We start from the raw sequence: 22,640 nt of genomic DNA on the forward strand, positions 1-22,640 counted from the left end.
CCCCTTCTCAAATGCTTGATGTGCTTGAGCTTTACGTTGTTCAGGCGCCAGCGGTTTTGCCGTCTTCGCTCGCTTCCAGCAGTGGCCGGATGAGAGGGTTCGGAAAGCGACGCCTCACTGTGACGGCAAAGAAGGATTCGATCATGCCGGGCAGGGCGTCGAACTCTACCAGCGTGCCGGCTTCGAGCTCGCCCTTGACGACGATCGGCGGCAGAACGGCTAGACCCGCCCCTTCGCGGGCCAGAAGACGCATCATCGCCATGTCGTCGACTTCCGCCGCGATCTGCGGGGTGATGCCGAGGCGCGCGACCAGCGCTTCGAATTGCGAGCGCACACCGCTTTCGAGCGTCGGCAGGATTACCGGATGCTCGGCGAGCAGATCGCCGAGTGTGGCGCCCGGTTTGCCGTAGGACGGCTTGCCGATCAGGCTGACGCGCTGCTGATAAACGTGTTGGGCGATGAAGGGGGTCACCGAGTCGGCCATCGGTGCCTGATTGAGGAGGACGATGTCGAGGTTCAGCGCTTCGAGCGCGCCGAGAAGCTCGCTGGTGCTGCCGGAGCGCAAGATCATATCTACGTCGGAGCGTCCCAGGATCGGGCGCAGGAACTCCATCTGGAAGTTGCGGGAGAGGGTGGCGAGCGCGCCGATGCGGATGGCACGGCGGGTTCTGCCGGTCTCCTTCAGCGTTTCCACAAGTTCTTCGCCGGCGGAAAAGATCGTGTCGGCATGGTCGAGAGCGATGCGACCTGCTTCCGTGAGATACAGCTGTCGACCACGACGCTCGAAGAGGGAATGGCCCAAGCGCTCTTCCAGCTGCTTGATCTGGATGGAGAGTGCCGATTGCGACAGATTCAGCCGTTCCGCCGTGCGCGTGAGATTACCATCATGGGCGACGGCGCGGAAATAGCGGAGGTGGTGATAGTTCAGCTCTGACATTATTCTATTTTATAGAACGAATTTAGAGAAACAATGAATTTTTATTGTGAACACGTCACTGATAACAGCTCTGTGAGATCGCCGCTGCCTCCTCCCATGCAGCGGACCAGCCCGGAGATGTCCCGTGATCCATGCTCTGCCGCTTCTCGCACCGCTATTGCTTGCCGGTGCTTCCTATTACGCCTTCAAGGCGCCCGGGCTTCGCCCGCGTCTCGCAATCCGCATTGCAGAATTCGCCGCGCTCGGCTCCATTCTTGTCGCGGTCCTTTCCGCGATTGTCCTCTTCCTCCAGGGGCCGGGCACCAGCCCGGCAATCGGCTACAGCTACTTCGCGCTAGCCTCGCAGCTTGACCTCGTCAGCCTGGTGATGCTGCTGCTTGTCTCCTTTATCGGCTGGGTGGTGCTGCGCTATGCCGGCACCTTCCTCGACGGGGAAGAGCGGCAGGGCCCTTTCACCGGCTGGATGACCGCGACGCTCGCCGCCGTCCTGCTGCTCGTCCAGTCTGGCACGCTGCTGCAGCTCGTCATCGGCTGGGTCGCGACCAGCCTGCTTCTCCATCAGCTGCTGCTCTTCTATCCGGAGCGGATCGCGGCCCAGCGGGCTGCGCGCAAGAAGTTCATCGTCTCGCGCACGGGTGATGCCGCGCTGATCGGCGCCGTCATCCTGCTTGCGATTTCCTTCGGCACCGGCGACATCGCGACGATCCTTGCCGCTGCGCGGGAAGGCGAGGGCCTCCCGCTGACGATTGCTGCCGCGGCGCTCTTTGCAGTCGCCGCACTTCTGAAGTCTGCGCAGTTCCCCACCCATGGCTGGTTGACAGAAGTCATGGAAACGCCGACGCCGGTCTCGGCCCTGCTGCATGCCGGCGTCGTCAATGCCGGCGGCTTCCTCCTGATCCGCTTTGCCGATGTCATGCTGCAGGCGCCGGTGGTGCTTGCGGTGCTGGTCATGGTCGGTGGCTTTACGGCGCTGTTCGGCAGTCTCGTGATGCTCACCCAGTCGGCGGTGAAGACCTCGCTCGCCTGGTCGACGGTCGCGCAGATGGGCTTCATGATCCTGCAGTGTGGCCTGGCACTCTTCCCGATCGCGCTGCTGCACATTGTCGCCCACTCGCTCTACAAGGCGCATGCCTTCCTCGCCTCGGGGTCGGCCATCGAGAAAGTCGCCTCGATACGGCGGCCAGGGCCAGTCGCGATCCCGAACGCCAAGGCTGTCGGCCGCGCCTTCCTGCTGGCTCTCGCGATCTACGCCGTTATTGGTCTGCTGTTCGGCTTTGCCGACAAGCCGCCGCAGGCGCTTGCGCTCGGTGCGATCCTTATCTTCGGCGTCGCCTATCTGATCGCACAAGGTTTGGCCGACGCCGCCCCCCGGGCGCTCACCTGGCGAACCTCACTCTACTCGATCTCCGCGGCGACGGCCTATTTCGCTCTGCAGCGCATTTCCGACAAGCTGATGCTCGGGACGCTGCCGGCGACCCCGCAGCCCGGGCCGCTCGAATGGACGCTGATGCTGCTGGCCGTCGTTACCTTCGGCGTGGTCGCTGTCGCCCAGTCGCTCTTCCCGCTCTGGGCCTATCATCCGGCAGCAGCGGGCCTCAGGGTCCATCTCGCCAACGGCCTCTATGTGAATGCCCTCTTCGATCGCCTGCTCGGTGGCTGGACGCTTCCGCGCACCACCTCCGCAACGCCTGCTTCCGTGAAGGAGTGAACCGATGACCGATATGACCACTATCGACACCCTGCATGGCGAAGCGCTAGCCCGGGCGGCAGATCAGGCCGTGCGGGCGATCCCGCCGGCCTGGCCGCTGACGGCGACCGTTGCCGTCAACCCCTTCCTCGGCCAGATCAGCGAGACGCTGGATCATACCGCAGCCCGGCTGGCCCGGATCGGCGGCGTCCGGCTGGCCCTGCCACGCAAGCACTATGCCGACCTGTTCGCCAAGGGCGAGATCACGGACGAGGATCTGGTGGCAGCACTGCAGTCGAGCACGCTGTTCAACCGGATCGACCTGCCGGCGCTAAAGGCTGCCCTTGCCGAAGAGCCGCAGCCGGTTGCCGCACTCCCGACCATAGCGGAACTTGCCGCGCGGGCCACGGGCAAAGATTGGCCGGGTTTGATCTCCGAGCGGATCGGCACCTTTGCGGCCGGCTTCTTCGACCAGGGGCAGGCACTCTGGGCGGCATCCCGGCGCAACGGGCTCTATGCTGCCTGGCGCGCCTTTGCGACGCATGACCTGACGCCGGAGATAATGGGGCTGAAGGGCTTCAGCATTCATGTCGACGAAACGCCGGAAACCCCTGAGGGGGCGATCGAGCGGGCCGCCGTTTCGCTCGGCCTCGGCGCCGAGCCCGGCACCTACTTCCATCAGCTTCTGCTGACCGTCGGCGGCTGGGCGCAGTATGCGCGGCACATCCAGTTCAAGGCGGAAGTCGAAGGCCGCACGGATACGACGGCGCTCGAGCTGCTCGCGATCCGGCTGGTCTTCGAAGAGGCCCTTTACGCCCAGCACAAGACCGCGATCGAAAGCGAGTGGCAGCAGGTCCGGCGGAGCCATGCCGAGCCGGTCAGCCCTGATTTCGACACCATCGTCGACGGGCTGCTGCAGATGGCGGCGGAGCGGGCAACACAACGAAAGCTCGCTGCAACGCTTGCAGCACCCTCGACGGTCAAGGTCGCCGAGTTGCGGCCGGTGCTGCAGGCGGCCTTCTGCATCGACGTGCGGTCGGAAGTCTTCCGGCGCGCGCTCGAAAGCGTCGATCCGGCCGTTCGCACGCTCGGTTTTGCCGGCTTCTTCGGTCTCGGCGCCAGCCACAAGGGCTTTGCCTCCGACGTTGCCGAACATCGTCTGCCGGTTCTCCTGAAGCCCTCGGTCTTCAGCTGCAGCGCTGTGGATCACGACGAGGAAGCCGATCAGCAGGCGCGATTCAGCGCCCGCGCCACCCGCGCCTGGGGTCGCTTCAAACTCGCGGCCGTCTCCTCCTTCGCCTTCGTCGAGGCGATGGGTCCGGTCTATGCCGGCAAGCTGATGCGTGACGGTCTCGGTTTCGGCAAGGGCAAAGGTCCTGATGCAGCCAAGCCGCGCTTTGCGCCGAGCCTCGATCTGGATACCCGTGCGGTGGTTGCCGAAACGGTGCTGAAGGCGATGTCGCTGACGGAAGGTTTCGGCCGCTTCGTGCTGATCGCCGGCCACGGCGCCAATGTGGTCAACAACCCCTATGCCAGCGCCCTTCACTGCGGCGCCTGCGGCGGGTATGCGGGTGATGTCAACGCGCGTCTCTTGGCCGATCTCTTGAACGATCGCGCCGTGCGGGAAAAGCTTGTCGCCAACGGGATCGCCATCCCGGCCGACACCGTCTTCCTCGGTGGCCTGCACGATACGACCACCGATACGGTGACACTGTTCGACGACGACCTCGAGAACGACATTCTGCCTCAAGACATCGTTCGCATCCGACAGTGGCTTGCCCAGGCCGGCAGCCTGACGCGGGCAGAGCGGGCGCGGCGTCTCCCGCGGGCGACGGCGGACCGTGTCATCGAGCGCAGCAAGGACTGGTCGGAAGTCCGGCCGGAGCTCGGACTTGCCGGGTGCCGCGCCTTTATCGCGGCACCGCGCTCGCGGACTGCAGGCCGGTCGCTGGAAGGTCAGGCCTTCCTGCACGACTATGTCTGGAAGAAGGATGAGGGCTTCAAGATCCTCGAACTCATCCTGACGGCTCCCGTCGTCGTCGCAAGCTGGATCAGCCTGCAGTATTTCGGCTCTTGCGTCGCGCCGTCGCTCTTTGGTGCCGGCAACAAGCTCCTGCACAATGTCGTTGGTGGCATCGGTGTCGTCGAGGGCAATGGCGGCAATATGCGCGCCGGGCTTCCCTGGCAGTCGGTGCATGATGGGGAGAATTTCGTCCACGAGCCGCTGCGGTTGACCGTTGCCGTCGAGGCGCCGAAGGAGGCGATCACCGACATCCTGAAGCGGCATGCCCAGGTGCGCGCCCTCTTCGACAATGGCTGGCTGCATCTCTTCGCGCTCGATGAGCAGGGGCAGATGGCCTGGCGCTATGCCGGCAATCTCGGCTGGACGGATGTCCGTCCTGGCGCTGCGGAGCTTCAACAGAAGGCCGCGAGCTGACGTGGCTTGTCGTGGCTGCCGGTCCCCGGGCTCGGCAGCCCCGGGACCGGCTTAAGGGCGAAACGGCCGGTTGGGCTCAAAACGGCAAGGTCTGCCAAACCTATCCTATAACTTTCGCCTGGGGGACCGATGCGTCGGTCTCTTGCTGCTGCAATGAAAAGATTTTTCGATCTTGTTCGACTTCCTCTCACATGTATGATGACTTCATAAACATGCATGGGAGTTCCGATGTCGCATACCGACTTCACCAATCGCTTTGCGATTAATCCAATCACTGCCGCGAGCTTCGGCACGGCTGAATTGCGCTCGAATTTTCTGCTGCCGCCTCTTTTCGTGCCCGACCACATTCAGCTGCATTACACCAATTACGACCGCATGATCGTCGGTGGTGCCGTGCCTGTGACGTCTGAACTGGTGCTGGAGACGATCAAGCCGGCCGGCACGCCAGAACTCCTTGCACGGCGTGAACTGATCGCTGTGAACATAGGCGGCGCCGGCGTCGTGACGGTCGATGGCGAACGCTTCGAGGTCGGGACCCGCGACATGGTCTATGCCGGCATGGGATCTTCGGTCAGCTTCGCCTCCGTTTCGGCCGACCGGCCGGCAAAGTTCTATCTGCTGAGCGCGCCCGCCCATAGCCGGTATCCGGCACGACATATCGGGATCGGTGACGCGAAGCGGCTCGATCTCGGGGCGCAGGAGACGAGCAATGAACGTTCGATCTTCCAGTTCGTGCACCCCGAAGGTGTCAGGACCTGTCAGCTGGTGGTGGGAATGACCAGTCTCGCCAAGGGTTCCGTCTGGAACACCATGCCCTGCCATGTGCATGACCGCCGCATGGAGGTCTATCTCTATTTCGACATGGCGGAAAAGACGCGGGTCTTCCACCTTTTTGGCGAACCCGATGAGACGCGTCATCTCATCATGAAAAACGAGGAAGCCGTTCTTTCTCCCGGTTGGTCGATCCATTCCGGTGCGGGCACTGCCAATTACTCATTCATCTGGGCGATGGCCGGCGACAATGTCGACTATACGGATGTGGATCCTGTCGCCATTGAGGATATGCGCTGACACACGCCCAGAGCGTGTCCGGGATGCATGCTGCCTTGCTGCGCATTCAGGATCGGCCATCCCGGATGCGCTTCTGCGCCACGCGTTTCAAATCCAGGTTGTAAATCGGGAGGTGGCGTTGGTGGCAGCTTGAGGCTGCCAATTGATGGTTTTGAGAGCTTCTCATTAAGCTCATCTTAGTTCTCGCGTCCCATGATCCAAAAGATTCAGACATGGACATCGGGAAGTTCGTTTCGGCGTTTCCGATGTCGGAGGAGACCATCATCGTGTTCATCGATCGTATACTGTCGCGCTTCAACATCCAGACGAAGGTCCTGATTTTCATCCTGCCTTTCGTCATCAGCATTTCTGCCGTTGGCTTTACGGGTCTCTATGCCTCGGGTCTCCTCCAAGGCCGTATCGAGATCTCCAACAGCGTCCTGCAGTCCCTCAGCGGGTTTCGCGACGTTTCGGCTTCAATGACCAGTTTTCTCGCCGATACGACGGATGCCGCAAAGGCCGACCTGACCGGACGGCTCGAGCAACAGAAGCGGGATCTCGATACCACGCTTTCGCAGCTCTCCCCAGATGCGGATGGTCGGTCGGAGCTGGAGCAGGCATCCAGCCTGATCACAAAGGTCTTCGCGCACATCGATAGCCTCTGGGGTCTGCACGGCGAGAAGGCGAACCTGGTTCAGTCGCTGCAGACCGGCACCGCCAAGGTCGTCGCTTTCCAGACCCAGATGGCCACCGCCATGGTGTCGCTGGATCAGGCAGTGCAGGCCGATGACGCAGCCGCAAAGACGATGTTGCGGGATGCCGAGAGCATTCGCAGCACCGGCACCTTCCTGACGGAGACCAACTCCGCTTTCACCAAGGCCAAGTCGCCGGATGAGAAGTTCGCCGTGATTTCTGCGCGGATCGATGAGATCCTTGCCCGCCAGCAGGTACTTGCAGCCGTCCTGCCAAAGGCGAACCAGTCTGCCGCGAAGACGCTCGAAAAGATCGGCGGGGAGCTGAAGACAGCTCTTGCCGGTACGGACCGCTCCGAAGCTGCGGTGACGGCAGTTGCCGGACAGCTGCGCAATTTCACCCAGCTCAACGCCTATCTCGGCCTGGCTGCCCAGCAGAAGATGAAGGAAGCGACGATCAAGTTCGGCGAACTGGATGCACCGCTTGCCAAGGCTCAGGCTGTCATTGCCGACGGACGCATGCTGCAGTCGGCCGGCTATGGTCTGCAGATCATGATGGCTCGCTTCCTGCTCGAGCCGAGCCAGGAGAATCGCGCCTTGCTCGACAAAGAGTTCTCCGCACTGAAGTCGGCGCTGGCTGCGCTCGAAAAGACGGCCGCTGATCAGCCAGATATGGTCAAGGCGGCGCAGGAGCTCGGACCCGTCGTCGATCAGATGGCAGCCGCCAGTGTCGATTTCGTCAAGGTCAGCCAGGACCGGAATGTCAGCTTCCAGCAGGCCGGTGCCGATCTCAATGTTATCTGGAAACACCTGACGAGCTTTGCCGAGACGCAGAAGGTCTCCGCAGGCCAGGAGCGCCAGGAAGCGAACTCCATCTCGATCGGCGCGACCGCGCTTGGTATCCTGATCTCGATCTTTGCCGGTATCGGCCTGGTGCTCACCTTCAAGGGTCCAATCGGCCAGATCACCGGCGCCATGCGTCGCCTGGCCGAAGGCGTGCTCGATACCAAGATCAATGGCGAGGCGCGTGTCGACGAAATCGGCGAGATGGCGCGTGCGCTCGGCGTCTTCAAGCAGAATGCGCTGTCGAAGATCGAAATCGAAAGCCGCAGCGAAGCCGAGCGTGCCCAGGCCGAGGACGAGCGTCGTCGCAACGATCTCGAAAAGCAGGAGATCGATCGCCAGATCGACTTCGCCGTCAACGCGCTGGCGTCCGGCCTCGGTCGCCTTGCCAAGGGCGATATCTCGGAGACCATCGACACGCCGTTCCACGGTCGTCTCGAGCAGTTGCGCAACGACTTCAACCAGTCGCTGGAGCATCTGCAGGATACGATGACGCAGATCCGTTCCAATACCTACATGATCCAGCGCAATGCTGCGGAGATGAGCAGTGCGGCCGACCAGCTTGCCAAGCGCACCGAACAGCAGGCGGCGTCACTTGAGGAAACCGCCGCTGCCGTCGACGAGATCACCGTCACCGTCAAGTCGTCGGCCGAGCGGGCCGAGGAAGTGAACAACATCGTGGCCGATACCAAGGGCCGTGCGGACACATCGTCGACCGTAGTCGGAAACGCAATCGATGCCATGGGTCGGATCGAGGACGCCTCTGGCCAGATCGTGCAGATCATCGACGTGATCGACGAGATTGCCTTCCAGACCAACCTCCTGGCGCTGAACGCTGGGATCGAAGCTGCCCGTGCCGGCGAGGCCGGCAAGGGGTTTGCCGTCGTCGCACAGGAAGTGCGCGAACTCGCGCAGCGTTCGGCGGGGGCTGCCCAGCAGATCAAGGACCTCATCCACAAGTCGAGCACGGAAGTATCCGCCGGCTCCAAGCTGGTCCAGCAGACCGGGGCCGTGCTTGCCGAGATCTCGGCCAACATCATCACGGTTGCCGACCGGGTCTCGGTCATCGCCATGGCAAGCCGTGACCAGTCGAACGCACTGGCCGAGGTCAATTCCTCGGTGAACGAAATGGACCAGATGACCCAACGCAACGCGGCGATGGTGGAAGAGACCAATGCCGCGACCCGTCAGCTGGCGGACGAAGCGGATGCGCTGATGCAGCTGGTGAACCAGTTCAAACTCGCACCGGAAGGTCGCAGGCAGGCTCCGCATTCGCATAGCCGGGCGGCCTGACAGGAACGCCAGGATCTGGAGCAACAAGCCGTCGGGTCGTCCCGGCGGCTTTTCCTTTTCCGGCGCTTTGTCACGCCGTCTTGGAAAGCGGTTGCCGGACCGCTATCCTTCTGCCGCAGGAGGACTGAGGACTTGATGAGCGGAACGCTACCACCCCAACGGCGGCTTGCTGTCGCGCGGCGCATGATTGTCGCGCTGGTCATCGTTCTCGTCACGGCCAGCATGCTGCTTATGACCATCGGCAATCGCGTCCTGACGCAGAACGTCATGACGGAGGCCTCCCTGCAGGCCGACAGCGCGCTCCGCCTTGCGACCTCGGCGCTCTCCGGTCACCTCAGCCGCTACGAGACGCTGCCGGCGCTCATTGCCGACCACGAGGACATGAAGGAACTGGTGCTGGATCCCGGCAATCCGGCGCTCCGCGAGGCGGCCAATCTCTATCTGAAGGAGATCAACACGCTGCTCGAATCCTCGGACATCTATGTGATGACCATGGATGGCAAAACGATCGCTGCCAGCAATTTCGACGGACCGGCGAGCTTCGTCGGCGAGAACTTCAGCTATCGCCCTTATTTCTTCGAAGCAGCTGCCGGCAAGCAGGCGCGGTTTTATGCGCTCGGCACGACGTCCCTGAAGCGCGGATACTACTTCTCCTCGCCCATCGAAGTGGATGGTGTCATCCGCGGTGTGATCGCCTTCAAGGTCGATATCGAGGGAATCGAAACGTCGTGGCGAGGCGGCCAGTACAAGATCTTGGTCCACGACCCCGAGGGCATCATCTTCATGACCGGGAACCCGGAATGGCTGTATTCCTCGGTGCAGCCGCTGACCCCGGAGCGGTTGGAGCGTACTTCGGCTTCGCGCCGATATGCCGATGCGGTGCTGCGCGAACTGCCGATCAGGCGCAGTACACTCGGGGAGCATGTGCTGATGACCGTCAGCCAGGCCAGTGGCACGCGGGAGTATCTGGTGCTTGAGCAGTATATGCCGGGCGCCGACTGGACGGTGAAGGTGCTGTTCGATACAGGCACGATCCATGCCCAGGCCCGTACCATGCTGGTCGCGATCCTCCTGTCGCTCTGCCTCTTCGGACTCGGGCTTGCCGTCGTCATCCAGCGCCGGGCGCGGTTGCAGGAGCGGATGCATATGCAGATCGAGGCCCAGGCGGAGCTCGAGCGACGGGTCGAGGAACGCACGGCGGACCTGGCGCGCGTCAACAGCCAATTGCGTCAGACACAGGCGGACCTCATCCAGGCCGGCAAGCTTGCGGGCCTCGGCCAGATGTCGGCCGCCCTGTCACATGAGTTCAATCAGCCTCTGGCTGCTGCGAAAACCTATGCCGACAGCGCTACGATGCTGATCGACCGCGACAGGATCCCCGAGGCGCGCGACAATCTCGGGCGGATTTCCAATCTCATCGACCGTATGGCCTCTATCTCGCGGCACCTGCGAAACTTCGCGCGCAAGCCGAACGAGAAGCTCGGACCCATCTCGATCAAGGAGGTGGTCGAGGAAACGCTCGAAATCGTCTCCGCCCGGCTCGGAACGGCGGATGCAACCCTGTCGCTGAACTTCGAGCCGGGGTTGCCGCCTGTGCAGGGCGGCTCGGTGCGACTGCAGCAGGTGCTTGTCAACATCATCACCAATGCCTGTGACGCCGTGGAAGGTCTCGATGACCGCAGGATCGAGCTGTCGGCGCGACGGGATCAGGGGCGGGTGGTGATCGAGATCGCCGACCGTGGCCCGGGTGTGCCGGCTGCGATCGTCGAGCGGATCTTCGATCCCTTCTTCACCACCAAGGGTGTCGGCAAGGGGCTTGGTCTGGGGCTTTCGATTTCCTACAACATCATCAAGGATTTCGGCGGCAGCCTGACGGTCGGGCAGCGCGAGGGCGGCGGTGCGCTGTTCCGCATCGAGCTCCTGGAAGCAGAGGCATTGAACGAGGCGGCGGAATGAACTCAGGTCTGGTGTTGCTCGTCGATGACGAGGAGGAGCTGCGCTTCTCCACCAGTCAGGCGCTCGAATTGCATGGCCTGCAGGTCAAGGCCTTCGCCTCGGGCGAGGAGGTGCTGGCGCGTGTCGGCTTCGGCTTCGATGGTGTCGTCGTCTCCGACATCCGCATGCCGGGCATCGACGGGATGACACTGTTGCACAGGATCCGGGAACTCGATCACGAAATTCCGGTGATCTTGGTGACCGGCCATGGCGAGGTGCAGCTCGCGGTCAAGGCGATGCGCGAAGGTGCCTATGATTTCATCGAGAAGCCGTTTGCAAGCCATGCACTGGCGGGTGTGGTGCGGCATGCGCTGGACCGTCGTTCGCTCGTTTTGGAAAACCGCCGCCTCAGGGCGGCCGCCGGCAAGCGCGACGACATCGAAACTCGGCTTCCGGGGCGCACGCCCGTCATGGTCGATCTCAGATACCGCGTGCGGGCGATCGGGGCGACGGAAGCCGATGCGCTGATCATCGGCGAGACCGGCGTTGGCAAGGAAGTCGTGGCCCGCAGTCTGCATGATGTCAGCGGCCGGGCCAAGGGACCGTTTCTCGCCATCAACTGCGCCTCGCTGCCGGACACTCTGATCGAGAGCGAACTCTTCGGTCATGAGGCCGGGGCCTTTCCCGGCGCCATCCGGGCGCGTTACGGCAAGTTTGAGCATGGGCGGGGTGGCACCATACTGCTCGACGAGATCAGCTCCATGCCGCTCGATCTGCAGGCAAAGTTCCTGCGCGTGCTGCAGGAGCGGACGATCACGCGTCTCGGGTCGAACGAAATCGTACCGCTCGATGTCAGGTTCCTCGCCACGAGCAAGGTGGATCTGGAAGGCGAGGTGGCGGCTGGTCGCTTCCGGGCCGACCTTTTCTATCGGCTGAATGTCGTGACGCTGCGCGTGCCGTCGCTTGCCCAGAGGCAGGCCGATATCCCATTGCTCTTCCTGCATCTCGTGCGGGAAGCCTGTGCGCGCTACGGCCGCGACGACATGGAAGTCGAGCCGGAGATCCTGTCGGAGATCGCAGAGCGAGACTGGCCGGGTAATGTGCGGGAATTGCGCAATGCTGCCGACCGACTGGTGCTCGGGCTTGAAACCGGGCTCGACAGTGCGGCAGGTCTCGAAAACGCCAATACACGCCTCGCCGACAAGGTGGCGGCCTATGAAAAGCAGCTGATCGCCAATGCCATCAGTGCCCATGGCGGGGCCCTGAGACCCGTCTACGAACAGCTCGGGATCTCCCGAAAGACGCTCTACGAGAAGATGCAGAAGCATGGCCTCGACAAGAGTCTGGCCTTTGACGGCCGCGATTGACCCGCTACTGTCAGGCTGTTTTGACAGGCGATGGGTGGAAATCCACACATCGCTTGAGCCTCTTGGGCGGAAATCTACCCATGTTGCGATGCGACAGGTCAGAAAAGCTTAACACTCTCCTTTCGCAGCGATTGTGGCGCGCCTCCGCCTGAAGAAGATCGGGCCATCCAATGCCGGCGGGAGGAGCCGAACCGGCAGGATCCATCGAACCGGGAGGCTTTCATGATTTTCTTCAAGTCGCTTTTCAGCGCGACCGCCATTGCGGCAACCTTCATCGCAGCAGCCGCATCGGCTCAGACCTATCCTGAGCGCTCGATCACCATGGTCGTGCCGTTCGCCGCCGGCGGTCCGACCGACACGGTCGCACGTCTCGTCGCTGAATCCATGTCCAAGGATCTCGGCCAGCAGGTTCTCGTCGAGAATGTCGGCGGCGCCGGCGGCACGCTGGGTGCCGGTCGTGTGGCGAGCTCCGAGCCGGATGGCTACACCATTCTTCTGCATCATATCGGCATGGCGACCAGCGCCACCCTCTATCGCAAGCTCGCCTATGATCCGCTCAATGCCTTCGACTATGTCGGTCTCGTCACCGATGTGCCGATGACCATCGTCGCACGCAAGGACTTTGAGCCGACAGACCTCAAGGGTCTCGTCGATTATGTCAAGGCCAACAAGGACACCGTCACCGTCGCGAATGCCGGCATCGGTGCTGCCTCGCATCTTTGCGGCATGCTGTTCATGAGCCAGATCGAGACCCCGCTCGTCACCGTTCCCTACAAGGGCACGGGTCCTGCCATGACCGATCTGCTCGGCGGCCAGGTCGACATCATGTGCGACCAGACCACCAACACGACGAAGCAGATCCAGGGCGGCACGATCAAGGCCTATGCCGTCACGTCCGCCGAGCGCCTGCCGGTGCTGCCGGATGTGCCGACCGCTGCCGAAGGTGGCCTCAACGACTTCCAGGTCGGCATCTGGCATGGCGTCTACGTGCCGAAGGGCACGCCGGCTGAGGCGATCGACAAGCTCAACGCGTCGCTGAAGAAGGCTCTGGCCGACGAGAACGTGGCTGCCCGCTTTGCCGAACTTGGCACCGCGCCGTCGCCTGAAGCCGACGTCACCCCGGCGGCTCTGAAGGCCAAGCTGGAGGGCGAAATCGCCCGCTGGAAGCCGGTCATCGAAGCTGCCGGCCAGTACGCCGACTGAACCATCCACGTCTGCGCGGATCCGGTTTTCAAGACCGGGTCCGCGACTTGTCGTGCCGGGCGGTGCGCTTAAGCCCGTCCGCGCCTTTTGTCGGGGGACACCATGATATCCTTACGCTTCGACACGGCCAACCTCATCTGTGGTCTGCTGTTCATCGGGCTCGGCCTCTTCTTCGTCATTCAATCGCTGTCGCTGGAACTCGGCACAGCTTTTCGCATGGGACCCGGTTATTTCCCGCTGGTGCTTGCGGGCGTTCTGACCCTGCTCGGGGTCGTCATTCTGGTTCAGTCCGTGAAGGTCACCGGTGAGGTGATCGGCGCGATTGCCTGGCGGGGCATGCTCTTCATCCTGCCGGCGCCGATCGTCTTCGGCCTTCTGGTGCGCGGTGCTGGTTTCGTGCCGGCACTTTTCGTCGCCGCCTTCATCGCGAGCTTCGCGTCGGAGCGCCTCAGGGTTCCAGCGGCGCTGGCTCTGGCCGCCGGCATCACCTTCTTCTCTGTCCTCGTGTTCAGCTACGGGCTCGGCCTGCCGTTCGAACGTTTCGGCCCCTGGTTCCGTTGAGGAGGCGGCCATGGATTTCATCAGTAATCTCGCCCTTGGTTTTTCGACGGCCGGCTCCATCGAGAACCTGTTCTTCTGCCTGATCGGCGTCATTCTCGGCACGCTGATCGGCGTTCTTCCCGGCATCGGTGCCACGGCGACCATCGCCATGCTCCTGCCGATTACCTTCCAGCTTGAGCCCGTTTCGTCGCTGATCATGCTGGCCGGCATCTATTACGGCGCGCAGTATGGCGGCTCCACCACGGCGATCCTGATCAACATGCCGGGTGAATCCTCCTCGGCAGTGACCGCGATCGACGGCTACCAGATGGCCCGCAAGGGAAGGGCAGGGGCGGCCCTTGCGATCGCCGCGATCGGCTCCTTCTTCGCCGGTACCGTCTCGACCTTCTTGGTTGCGATCTTCGCGCCCCCGCTCACCGCCATCGCACTCGAATTCGGCGCGGCGGAATACTTCTCGCTGATGATCGTCGGCCTTGTCTCGTCGATCGCCCTCGCCCATGGATCGATCATCAAGGCGCTGGCCATGGTCGCGCTCGGTCTGCTGCTCGGGCTTGTCGGCACGGACATCTATTCGGGCACGCCGCGCTTCACGATGGGCATCACCGAATACGCCGATGGCCTGAACTTCGTCGCGGTTGCCGTGGGAGTCTTCGGTGTCGCCGAAATCCTGCGCAACCTCGAAAGCGATCGCAATCGCTCGGTGCTGATGACCAAGGTCAGCGGGCTCATGCCGACGCGTGACGACTTCAAGCGGATGATCGGCCCAGTGCTGCGCGGCACCGGCATCGGCTCGGCGCTCGGCATCCTGCCGGGTGGTGGCGCGATCCTCGCCTCCTTCGCGTCTTACACGGTCGAAAAACGCATGGCGAAGAACCCTGAGGAGTTTGGCCATGGTGCGATCGAAGGTGTCGCCGGTCCGGAATCGGCCAACAATGCCGGTGCGCAGACCTCGTTCATCCCGCTGCTCACGCTTGGCATCCCTGCCAATCCGGTGATGGCGCTGATGGTCGGGGCTATGATCATTCAGGGCATCGTGCCCGGGCCGAATGTCGCCAGCGAACAGCCGGCTCTGTTCTGGGGCATCATCGCCTCCATGTGGATCGGCAACCTGATGCTCTTGGTTCTGAACCTGCCGCTGATCGGCCTTTGGGTGAAGCTGCTCACAATCCCCTATTACGTGCTCTTCCCGATCATCATGGCCTTCTGCTCGATCGGGGTCTACAGCGTCAATGGCAATATCTACGACCTCTATGCCGTCGCCTTCTTCGGTCTCATCGGCTACGTGCTCGTTAAGCTGCGCTGCGAGCCGGCGCCCTTGCTGCTTGGCTTCGTTCTCGGCCCCTTGCTGGAAGAGAACTTGCGCCGCGCCATGATCCTGTCGCGCGGCGACCCGTCGACCTTCGTGACCCGCCCGATCAGCGCGACACTGCTCTTGATCGCGCTTGCTGTGCTGGTCATCGTCTTCCTCCCGAGCGTCAAGAAGAAGCGCGAGGAGGTCTTCCAGGAAGAGGACTGAGGTCTGTCATCCTGTCACTTTCGAAGGCTGGCGGCGACGCCAGCCTTTTTTATTGCTGAGGTGCGCCGGGAGCGAAAAGCGAGGTCCAGTTGCGGATGAACTCTTCGCGCGTTGCCCTGTCCTGCGCCGCGAGCAGAGCGGGGCCAACCCTGATCGGGCGGCCGATACCGGATTCGATGAGCGAGATCGGGCCGTCGACGCCGGGCGGCAGCGGCGCGTTTTCGGCGAAGTAAAAGGCCTTTTCTCGGGCAACCTTCTGGCCGCGTTCGGAGACGAGGTAATCGACGAAGCGGGCGGCCAATTCTGGCTGCGGCGAGTGCGTCGGGATCATCGCGCCCCGGGTCAGGATGAGCGTATAGTCACGGGGGACGACGACGCGCATGTCATTGTTGCGCAGGTAACGCGCATAGGCATAGGAGCCGAGGATGTTGTAGGCGATCTTGAGGCGGCCGGTCTCGATCAGATCGAGCACTTCCTTGTTGCAGCAGCTTGTGACCACCTGCGCACGGCTGAAACTTTCCAGCAGTCGACCATAACTCGTGGGTGCCTGCTGGGCGTCATGGAATGCCAGGAGATAGCCGACGCCGGAGAGCTTCACATTGTAGGTGCCGATCCGCGTCCAGTATTCGTCCGGCTTGCGGCGCAGAAGTTCGGCGATCTCGACATGGGAGCGGGGCACGTCTTCCGGCGGGACCTGGGCCGCGTTGTAGACGATCACGGCCGGCTCAAAGGCAAAGCCGAAGATTTCGTCGCGCCAGTTTGCCCAGGACGAAACCCGTTCCGTCTCGTCGGATCGATGCGAAAGGGCGCAGCCGTCATTGGCAAGCTTGACCAGATGGTCGACCGAGGAGGAGATCCAGAGATCGCCATGGCCACGCTGCTGACGGCAGGCAAGTTCCGCCTCGCGAAAGAGGTCGTTGCTGACATAGTCGTTGAACTCGACCGTCACGTCCGGCGCAGTCTCCTGGAAGTCACGGATCAACGGTGCGATCACGTCCGCATCGGTCACGCCATTGATGACCAGACGCGCGCGCTCTTCCGCAGGGGCCTGGAACACGGAGCGGTCGCCTTCCAGCGCCGAGGCCGAAGTCGCACAGAGAGCTGTCGCGACGAGAGCTGCTGTAAACGAGCGTGTTGTCGTCGACAGGTTCATGCGGCGGGCCTCGCTTCAATCAAAGGGAGTTCGAGGAACACGGTGAAGCCGGTCTGGGGCGTGGGCTCGCGGAAGGCCAGTGCGCCGTTCAAGGTGGTCGCCACTTCCGAGGCGATGGCAAAGCCCAGGCCGGAGCTTCCTTCGCCCGACTTCGAAGAGACGAAGCGGCGCGTCACCTGGGTCCAGTCCTGTGGTGGAATGCCAGGGCCATCATCTTCGACTTCGACCAGAACGAAGTTGCCACGCTCGATGACGCGCACCGCAAGGCTGGCGACGACGCCATGACGCAGCGAGTTGTCTATGATGTTGACGATCGCTTCCCGCAGACTGAGGGCGTCGCCCATCACGGTCAGCGGTTCCGGCGGAGCCTCGAACGACACGACGATGTCGGGGTCGATGGTAATCGGGACGGCGGCGCGGAAGGCCTTGCGGGCGACATCGACCACGTCCACCTGCGAAAGCTGTACGGAATCGAAGCGATGGATGACCATGGCGTGGTTCAGAAGCTGCGTGGTGAAGCGCGCTAGTTCCGAGGCGCGGTCCTTCACCCGATCCAGATGTCGACGGTCGTTTTCCGACAAGGCTTGCTCGTCGATCAGGCTGACCTGAGCCGAAAGGGCCGTCAGCGGCGTGCGGATCTGATGGGCGCTGTCGGCAATGAAGCGCTGCAGGAGGCGCAGGCGATCATCGAGGCGGCGCATGAAGTGGTTGATCGACTCGACGAAGGGCGAGAGTTCCCGGGGCACGTCGACGGCAAGCGGTGTCAGATCCTGACTGTCGCGGCGACGGAGCGTGTCGCCGAGCGCATCCAGAGGGCGTAGCGAATACCGAACAGCGAGGACCGTACCGCCGAGCGCCAGAACGCTCATCACGCCCACCAGCGCCAGCGCGCGCGTGGTCAATTCCGTCGTCAGCTCCTGTCTCGCCTCTGTCGTCTGGGCTATGATAACATTCGCCCAGCCGCCGATGGCGGGATCGGCAATGGCACGGCTTGCTGCCACCATGCGCACTGGCTGCTCCCGGAAGCTTGCCGTCTCAAACAGCGCGTCGCGTGCATTCGCAAGATCGACGGGATACGTCAGGTCCTCGTAGCCTGTCAGCGTTGACCCATCGGGTGCAACAACACGGTAGAAGATCTTGTCGCGCGGTGCGAGACCGAGCAGTTCGAACGCGCTCGGCGGCAGGTTGACCTTGATGCGGCCTTCCTCGACCACCAGACTGTTGAGGATCTGAATGGCTGCACCCTGCAGCAGGCGGTCATAGGCCTCATCGGCTGCGGCGCGGGCATAGAGCCAGGCTGCCGTCATCAGGATCGCAGCTCCGCCTGCCAGAACCACGGCGACGCGGATGACGAGGCGCGCAAAGAGAGACCGTCTAGTCCTCTGCATCGGACACCAACTGATAACCGACGCCGCGCACGGTCACGATGCGGGCCCTGGCCCCTTCAAGCTTCTTCCGCAGGCGCCCGACATAAAGCTCGATCGCGTTCGGCCCGGCGGGTTCGTCAAAGCCGAAGAGCTGGTCCAGCAACTGATCCTTGCTGAAGACGCGGCCTGGTCGGCTTGCCAGGATTTCGAGCAAGGTCATCTCTCGGCGCTTCAGCTGAACCTCGCGGTTGCCAACCTTGACCGAACGCTGGGAGCGGTCGAGAAGCACGTCGCCGCAGGCGATCACATTGGTCGCCTCGCCGCCGGCACGCCTTCTCAACAACACCCGGGCACGGGCCTCAAGTTCCCGGAAATCGAAGGGTTTGACGAGGTAATCATCGGCGCCGAGATCAAGTGCTCCGACGCGATCATCGATCTCCGAGCGGGCCGTCAGAACAAGAACGGGCACGGCACTGCCCTTGTCTCGCATGCGCTTGAGGATCGAAAAGCCGTCCATGCCGGGCAACATGACGTCGAGGATCACGAGATCGTATTCGGTAAAGTCGAGGATATCGGCAGCCGCACGGCCATCGGTTTCCCAATCGACGGTGTGGCCGATGGTTTCAAAGCGGCGAGAGATCGCCTCTCCGACGTCGAGCGTGTCTTCCACGAGCAAAATGCGCATGAATTGACGCTCGCATTTCTCACCTCCGTGATCAAGACTGGCGGCCCCGCGCTCGCGGACGGCCGCTCGTCACTGACGACGGATCGCCGCGATCGGCCGATCCGGCTCTTCAGCCGTGGAATTCTGCCGTTTTGGGTTGGGCGGAGACCGCTTCGATCAGCGACGCCATGATTGCGCTCCGCAGCGCATAGGTGTTGGCGGTCGTTTTCTTGTGATCCAACCGCTGGGCGGCGACAACGAGATTGGCACCATGCTGCATAACGATCTGCTGAGCCCGAACCATTGCCCAGGTCTCGATATCGGTCTGTTCATTCATGTCCGCATCCCTAGCTAAGTCATTTAGCCTGCGAGGCTTTCTCGAATCGGCCTCATAATGACAATATTCGATTATCGTGTTTAATTAAATGGTAACCCAAAAAAGATCTGGCATAACTTCGGCGCGTGTGTTGCTTCTTTCGGAAGTTGTTCTGTAGCGACCTTCAACCTTCCTTAATGTCGTTTTGTTCTAATATAAAAATTGTGCATAGGAGGGGTGATGAGCTGCCAGGCTTGCAAGAACGGAATATCGTTTCGCTCCGCGTTTTCCATGGCTTTCCAGCCCATCATGGACGTCCGTGTTGGACAGGTTTTCGCCCATGAGGCACTGGTGCGGGGGCTGGACGGAAGCGGTGCAGCCAATGTGCTGTCGCTCGTTGATCACGACAATCGGTACGCCTTCGACCAGCAGTGTCGAGTGCGGGCGATCGAGCTGGCGGCAAGCCTTTTCCCGCGCAGCGACATGCCGCATCTATCGATCAACTTCATGCCGAACGCCGTTTACGAGCCGCGCGCCTGCATCCGCCAGACCCTGGAAACCGCCAAGCGAACCGATTTTCCGCTCGACCGGATCATCTTCGAATTCACGGAAGTCGAAAAACTCGATACGGCACACCTGCTGAACATTCTTCGAAGCTATCGCGAGATCGGCTTCAAGACGGCGATCGACGATTTCGGCGCCGGCTATTCGGGGCTTAACCTCCTGACCAGTTTCCAGCCTGATCTGGTCAAGCTCGACATGGACCTGATCCGCGGCATCGATACCGACAGGGTCAAGCAGGTGGTGGTTCGCCGGACGCTCGACATGCTGCGGGACCTCGGTGTCACGGCTGTCTGCGAGGGTATCGAGACGGCTGGGGAATTTGCAACCTTGACCGACCTCGGCGTCGATCTCATTCAAGGCTACTACATCGCCCGTCCCACCTTCGAGGGGCTGAGCGACATATCTCTCGCGCTCGCGGCCTGACGCTGCGATGCAATCCCATAGAAAAGGGCCGCCCTCGAGGCAGCCCTTTCCGTTTCAGGGAATATCCGGACCTTAGAAATCCATGCCGCCTGCCGGCATGGCCGGGGCTGCTTCCTTCTTCGGCTTCTCGGCAATCATCGCTTCCGTGGTGATGAGGAGGCCTGCAACGGAGGCTGCATCCTGCAGCGCGGTGCGGACCACCTTGGCCGGGTCGATGACACCCTGGGCGAAGAGGTCGCCATATTCGCCTGTCTGGGCGTTCCAGCCATAGGCGAAGTCAGACTTCTCGCGCAGCTTGCCGACGATGATTGAGCCTTCCGCGCCGGCATTCTCGGCGATCTGGCGAACCGGGGCTTCGATGGCGCGGCGGATGATGTCGATGCCGACGCGCTGGTCTTCATTGGCGGTCTTGAGGTTTTCGAGTGCCTTGACCGAACGCAGGAGTGCCACGCCGCCACCGGGCAGAATGCCTTCCTCGACGGCCGCACGGGTCGCATGCAGCGCGTCGTCGACGCGATCCTTCTTCTCCTTCACCTCGACTTCAGTCGAGCCGCCGACGCGGATGACGGCAACGCCACCAGCGAGCTTGGCCAGACGCTCCTGCAGCTTCTCGCGGTCGTAGTCGGAGGAGGTCTCCTCGATCTGAGCCTTGATCTGGGCCACGCGACCGTCGATCTCGGCCTTGGAGCCCGCGCCGTTGATAACAGTGGTGTTTTCCTTCTCGATCGACACCTTCTTTGCCCGGCCCAGCATGTTGAGCGTGACATTCTCAAGCTTGATGCCGAGGTCTTCCGAGATGACGGTGCCGCCGGTGAGGATGGCGATGTCCTCGAGCATGGCCTTGCGGCGATCGCCGAAGCCGGGGGCCTTGACGGCTGCCACCTTGAGGCCACCACGCAGCTTGTTGACGACGAGAGTGGCGAGTGCTTCGCCTTCGACGTCTTCCGCGATGATGAGGAGCGGTTTGCCGGACTGGACAACGGCTTCGAGGACCGGCAGCAAGGCCTGGAGGTTCGAGAGCTTCTTTTCGTGGATCAGGATATAGGGATCGTCGAGTTCGACGCGCATCTTCTCCTGATTGGTCACGAAGTAGGGCGAGAGATAGCCACGGTCGAACTGCATGCCTTCGACGACTTCGAGCTCGGTATCGGCTGTCTTGGCTTCCTCAACGGTAATCACGCCGTCATTGCCGACCTTCTCCATCGCTTCGGCGAGGTAACGGCCGATCTCGGTGTCGCCATTGGCGGAGATGGTGCCGACCTGGGCAATTTCCGAGTTGTTGGAGATCTTGCGGGCGTTGGTCTTCAGTTCCTTGACGACGGCGTCGACGGCGAGATCGATGCCGCGCTTCAGGTCCATCGGGTTCATGCCGGAGGCGACGGCCTTGGCACCTTCCTTGACGATCGCCTGGGCAAGAACGGTCGCCGTGGTCGTGCCGTCACCGGCGAGGTCGTTGGTCTTGGAGGCGACTTCGCGCAGCATCTGCGCGCCCATGTTCTCGAACTTGTCCTCAAGCTCGATTTCCTTGGCAACCGAGACGCCGTCCTTGGTGATGCGCGGCGCGCCGAAGGACTTGTCGATCACGACGTTGCGGCCCTTTGGACCCAGCGTCACCTTCACGGCATTGGCGAGGATATCGACACCGCGCAGCATCTTCTCGCGGGCGTCTGTGTTAAACTTCACTTCTTTTGCAGCCATGGTTCACTCCTTGAAAAGCAAATGATGACCGATGTTTCTCAGGCGGCTTTCTTTTCGGCGGCCTGGGCTTCGATGATGCCCATGACGTCGGCTTCCTTCATGATCAGCAGCTCTTCGCCGTCGATCTTGATCTCGGTGCCGGACCACTTGCCGAAGAGCACGCGGTCGCCGACCTTGACATCGAGCGCGACGATCTGGCCCTGTTCATTGCGGGCGCCAGGACCGACGGCGATGACTTCGCCTTCCTGCGGCTTTTCCTTGGCGGTGTCGGGAATGATGATGCCGCCCTTGGTCTTTTCCTCGGACGAAACGCGGCGGACGACGATGCGGTCGTGCAGCGGACGGAACTTCATGTTTTCCTCCTGGACAAACAAAATGGAACGTCCCCAAAGGCCGGACCGGATAAGGTCCGGACGGGTTGCCGGACCCAGTCACGGCATCCGGCGCGCGAAGATTTGGTTTTTGCGGTTTTGCGTTTCAAGAGGGGTTTGAGAAAAAATCAGCACTCACGACTGCTTGCTGCTAACAATATGATTTTAAATCACAATTTTTGACGCCCTCTTGTCAGATACAAAATTTTTGTCAAACTTTTTATCGTCCGTGACCAAGAGGGAAACCGCATGAAATCTTCTGCAGACTTCACCCTCCAGATGGAGGGTTATGGCCTCACCACCGCCCACATTCTCTACCGCATGCCCGACTTCCGCTCGGTGCTTCAGACCTTCCTCTGGCAGGATTATGATCTGGCCCCGGACTTCCCGCAGATGACGAAGTTCCTGGAATTCTGGCGAGCCAATCTCGATGGAGACCTGCACTCGGTCCGTTTCAGCCACAAGCGGCTGATCGGGCCGAATGAATGGCGCAAGGTGGACGGCGAGTTCAACCTGCACTGAGATCCTGCATCCTCCGGGATAGTGGGAACAAGGCCGGCTGG

At 62.0% G+C, this 22,640-nt stretch carries 18 protein-coding genes; 11 read left to right on the forward strand and 7 right to left on the reverse strand.

Annotation, left to right across the window (positions count from 1 at the left end; translation table 11 throughout):
- Positions 1–40: 40 nt before the first annotated feature.
- A complete protein-coding gene (locus H6M51_RS04105) occupies positions 41–937 on the reverse strand; it encodes a LysR family transcriptional regulator (RefSeq protein WP_185808622.1) in 897 nt (298 codons plus the stop codon).
- Positions 938–1,061: 124 nt separating this feature from the next.
- Between H6M51_RS04105 and H6M51_RS04110 the strand changes: the two genes are divergently transcribed.
- The 9 genes from H6M51_RS04110 to H6M51_RS04150 all read left to right on the forward strand — a co-directional run bounded on the left by H6M51_RS04110 (position 1,062) and on the right by H6M51_RS04150 (position 15,521).
- Entirely contained in the window at positions 1,062–2,645 is a 1,584-nt protein-coding gene (locus tag H6M51_RS04110) for a proton-conducting transporter membrane subunit (RefSeq protein WP_185808623.1), read from the forward strand.
- Positions 2,646–2,649: 4 nt separating this feature from the next.
- Positions 2,650–5,061 carry a YbcC family protein gene (locus H6M51_RS04115; RefSeq protein ID WP_210314698.1) on the forward strand — a complete coding sequence of 804 codons (2,412 nt, stop codon included), beginning with the start codon at positions 2,650–2,652 and terminating at the stop codon, positions 5,059–5,061.
- Positions 5,062–5,289: 228 nt separating this feature from the next.
- Entirely contained in the window at positions 5,290–6,132 is an 843-nt protein-coding gene (gene kduI / locus H6M51_RS04120) for a 5-dehydro-4-deoxy-D-glucuronate isomerase (protein ID WP_185808624.1), read from the forward strand.
- A gap of 245 nt (positions 6,133–6,377) precedes the next feature.
- On the forward strand, positions 6,378–8,939 hold the full coding sequence (locus H6M51_RS04125) for a HAMP domain-containing methyl-accepting chemotaxis protein (protein ID WP_210314718.1): 2,562 nt from the start codon (positions 6,378–6,380) through the stop codon (positions 8,937–8,939).
- Positions 8,940–9,074: 135 nt separating this feature from the next.
- Positions 9,075–10,895, forward strand: coding sequence for an ATP-binding protein (locus H6M51_RS04130; RefSeq protein ID WP_407073551.1), 1,821 nt, complete (start codon positions 9,075–9,077; stop codon positions 10,893–10,895).
- Positions 10,892–12,241, forward strand: a complete 1,350-nt coding sequence (locus H6M51_RS04135) for a sigma-54 dependent transcriptional regulator (RefSeq protein WP_185808625.1) — start codon at positions 10,892–10,894, stop codon at positions 12,239–12,241. Before H6M51_RS04130 ends, H6M51_RS04135 begins: the two co-directional genes overlap by 4 nt.
- A 222-nt stretch (positions 12,242–12,463) precedes the next feature.
- A complete protein-coding gene (locus H6M51_RS04140; protein ID WP_185808626.1) occupies positions 12,464–13,444 on the forward strand; it encodes a tripartite tricarboxylate transporter substrate binding protein BugD in 981 nt (326 codons plus the stop codon).
- Positions 13,445–13,546: 102 nt separating this feature from the next.
- A complete protein-coding gene (locus tag H6M51_RS04145; protein WP_185808627.1) occupies positions 13,547–14,005 on the forward strand; it encodes a tripartite tricarboxylate transporter TctB family protein in 459 nt (152 codons plus the stop codon).
- Positions 14,006–14,015: 10 nt separating this feature from the next.
- Positions 14,016–15,521 carry a tripartite tricarboxylate transporter permease gene (locus H6M51_RS04150; RefSeq protein WP_185808628.1) on the forward strand — a complete coding sequence of 502 codons (1,506 nt, stop codon included), beginning with the start codon at positions 14,016–14,018 and terminating at the stop codon, positions 15,519–15,521.
- 49 nt (positions 15,522–15,570) lie between these two features.
- Here the strand turns inward: H6M51_RS04150 and H6M51_RS04155 are convergent, their stop codons facing one another.
- From H6M51_RS04155 to H6M51_RS04170, 4 genes are all read right to left on the reverse strand, one after another.
- On the reverse strand, positions 15,571–16,674 hold the full coding sequence (locus H6M51_RS04155) for an ABC transporter substrate-binding protein (protein WP_185808629.1): 1,104 nt from the start codon (positions 16,672–16,674) through the stop codon (positions 15,571–15,573).
- Positions 16,671–18,062 carry a sensor histidine kinase gene (locus H6M51_RS04160; protein WP_185808630.1) on the reverse strand — a complete coding sequence of 464 codons (1,392 nt, stop codon included), beginning with the start codon at positions 18,060–18,062 and terminating at the stop codon, positions 16,671–16,673. Before H6M51_RS04160 ends, H6M51_RS04155 begins: the two co-directional genes overlap by 4 nt.
- Positions 18,049–18,726 carry a response regulator transcription factor gene (locus H6M51_RS04165; protein WP_185808631.1) on the reverse strand — a complete coding sequence of 226 codons (678 nt, stop codon included), beginning with the start codon at positions 18,724–18,726 and terminating at the stop codon, positions 18,049–18,051. Before H6M51_RS04165 ends, H6M51_RS04160 begins: the two co-directional genes overlap by 14 nt.
- Positions 18,727–18,835: 109 nt before the next feature.
- Positions 18,836–19,042 carry a hypothetical protein gene (locus tag H6M51_RS04170; protein ID WP_185808632.1) on the reverse strand — a complete coding sequence of 69 codons (207 nt, stop codon included), beginning with the start codon at positions 19,040–19,042 and terminating at the stop codon, positions 18,836–18,838.
- Positions 19,043–19,312: 270 nt separating this feature from the next.
- Here H6M51_RS04170 and H6M51_RS04175 point away from each other — a divergent pair, with 270 nt between their 5' ends.
- Entirely contained in the window at positions 19,313–20,008 is a 696-nt protein-coding gene (locus H6M51_RS04175; RefSeq protein ID WP_246780394.1) for an EAL domain-containing protein, read from the forward strand.
- Between the two features lie 72 nt (positions 20,009–20,080).
- Here H6M51_RS04175 and groL read toward each other — a convergent pair whose 3' ends face one another.
- Together groL and groES are read right to left on the reverse strand one after the other, a co-directional pair.
- Complete coding sequence (gene groL / locus H6M51_RS04180) at positions 20,081–21,706, reverse strand: chaperonin GroEL (protein WP_185808634.1); 1,626 nt, start codon at positions 21,704–21,706, stop codon at positions 20,081–20,083.
- A gap of 38 nt (positions 21,707–21,744) precedes the next feature.
- Positions 21,745–22,059, reverse strand: a complete 315-nt coding sequence (gene groES / locus H6M51_RS04185) for a co-chaperone GroES (RefSeq protein ID WP_113461902.1) — start codon at positions 22,057–22,059, stop codon at positions 21,745–21,747.
- A 267-nt stretch (positions 22,060–22,326) separates the two neighbouring features.
- On the opposite strand from groES, the gene H6M51_RS04190 reads away from it, so the two are divergent.
- Positions 22,327–22,599, forward strand: coding sequence for an usg protein (locus tag H6M51_RS04190; protein ID WP_185808635.1), 273 nt, complete (start codon positions 22,327–22,329; stop codon positions 22,597–22,599).
- Positions 22,600–22,640 lie beyond the last annotated feature (41 nt).

Source organism: Rhizobium sp. AQ_MP, assembly GCF_014237835.1.
In the GTDB taxonomy this organism is placed as follows: Bacteria; Pseudomonadota; Alphaproteobacteria; order Rhizobiales; family Rhizobiaceae; genus Allorhizobium.

Excerpts from the sequence above, each read along its gene's own strand:
- H6M51_RS04150 (WP_185808628.1), top strand. The coding sequence starts at position 14,016 with ATGGATTTCATCAGTAATCTCGCCCTTGGTTTTTCGACGGCCGGCTCC.
- H6M51_RS04105 (WP_185808622.1), bottom strand. The coding sequence starts at position 937 with ATGTCAGAGCTGAACTATCACCACCTCCGCTATTTCCGCGCCGTCGCC.
- kduI (WP_185808624.1), top strand. The coding sequence starts at position 5,290 with ATGTCGCATACCGACTTCACCAATCGCTTTGCGATTAATCCAATCACT.
- H6M51_RS04155 (WP_185808629.1), bottom strand. The coding sequence starts at position 16,674 with ATGAACCTGTCGACGACAACACGCTCGTTTACAGCAGCTCTCGTCGCG.
- H6M51_RS04135 (WP_185808625.1), top strand. The coding sequence starts at position 10,892 with ATGAACTCAGGTCTGGTGTTGCTCGTCGATGACGAGGAGGAGCTGCGC.
- H6M51_RS04170 (WP_185808632.1), bottom strand. The coding sequence starts at position 19,042 with ATGAATGAACAGACCGATATCGAGACCTGGGCAATGGTTCGGGCTCAG.
- groES (WP_113461902.1), bottom strand. The coding sequence starts at position 22,059 with ATGAAGTTCCGTCCGCTGCACGACCGCATCGTCGTCCGCCGCGTTTCG.
- H6M51_RS04140 (WP_185808626.1), top strand. The coding sequence starts at position 12,464 with ATGATTTTCTTCAAGTCGCTTTTCAGCGCGACCGCCATTGCGGCAACC.
- H6M51_RS04160 (WP_185808630.1), bottom strand. The coding sequence starts at position 18,062 with ATGCAGAGGACTAGACGGTCTCTCTTTGCGCGCCTCGTCATCCGCGTC.
- H6M51_RS04190 (WP_185808635.1), top strand. The coding sequence starts at position 22,327 with ATGAAATCTTCTGCAGACTTCACCCTCCAGATGGAGGGTTATGGCCTC.
- H6M51_RS04145 (WP_185808627.1), top strand. The coding sequence starts at position 13,547 with ATGATATCCTTACGCTTCGACACGGCCAACCTCATCTGTGGTCTGCTG.
- H6M51_RS04125 (WP_210314718.1), top strand. The coding sequence starts at position 6,378 with ATGTCGGAGGAGACCATCATCGTGTTCATCGATCGTATACTGTCGCGC.
- H6M51_RS04130 (WP_407073551.1), top strand. The coding sequence starts at position 9,075 with ATGAGCGGAACGCTACCACCCCAACGGCGGCTTGCTGTCGCGCGGCGC.
- groL (WP_185808634.1), bottom strand. The coding sequence starts at position 21,706 with ATGGCTGCAAAAGAAGTGAAGTTTAACACAGACGCCCGCGAGAAGATG.
- H6M51_RS04115 (WP_210314698.1), top strand. The coding sequence starts at position 2,650 with ATGACCGATATGACCACTATCGACACCCTGCATGGCGAAGCGCTAGCC.
- H6M51_RS04165 (WP_185808631.1), bottom strand. The coding sequence starts at position 18,726 with ATGCGCATTTTGCTCGTGGAAGACACGCTCGACGTCGGAGAGGCGATC.
- H6M51_RS04175 (WP_246780394.1), top strand. The coding sequence starts at position 19,313 with ATGGCTTTCCAGCCCATCATGGACGTCCGTGTTGGACAGGTTTTCGCC.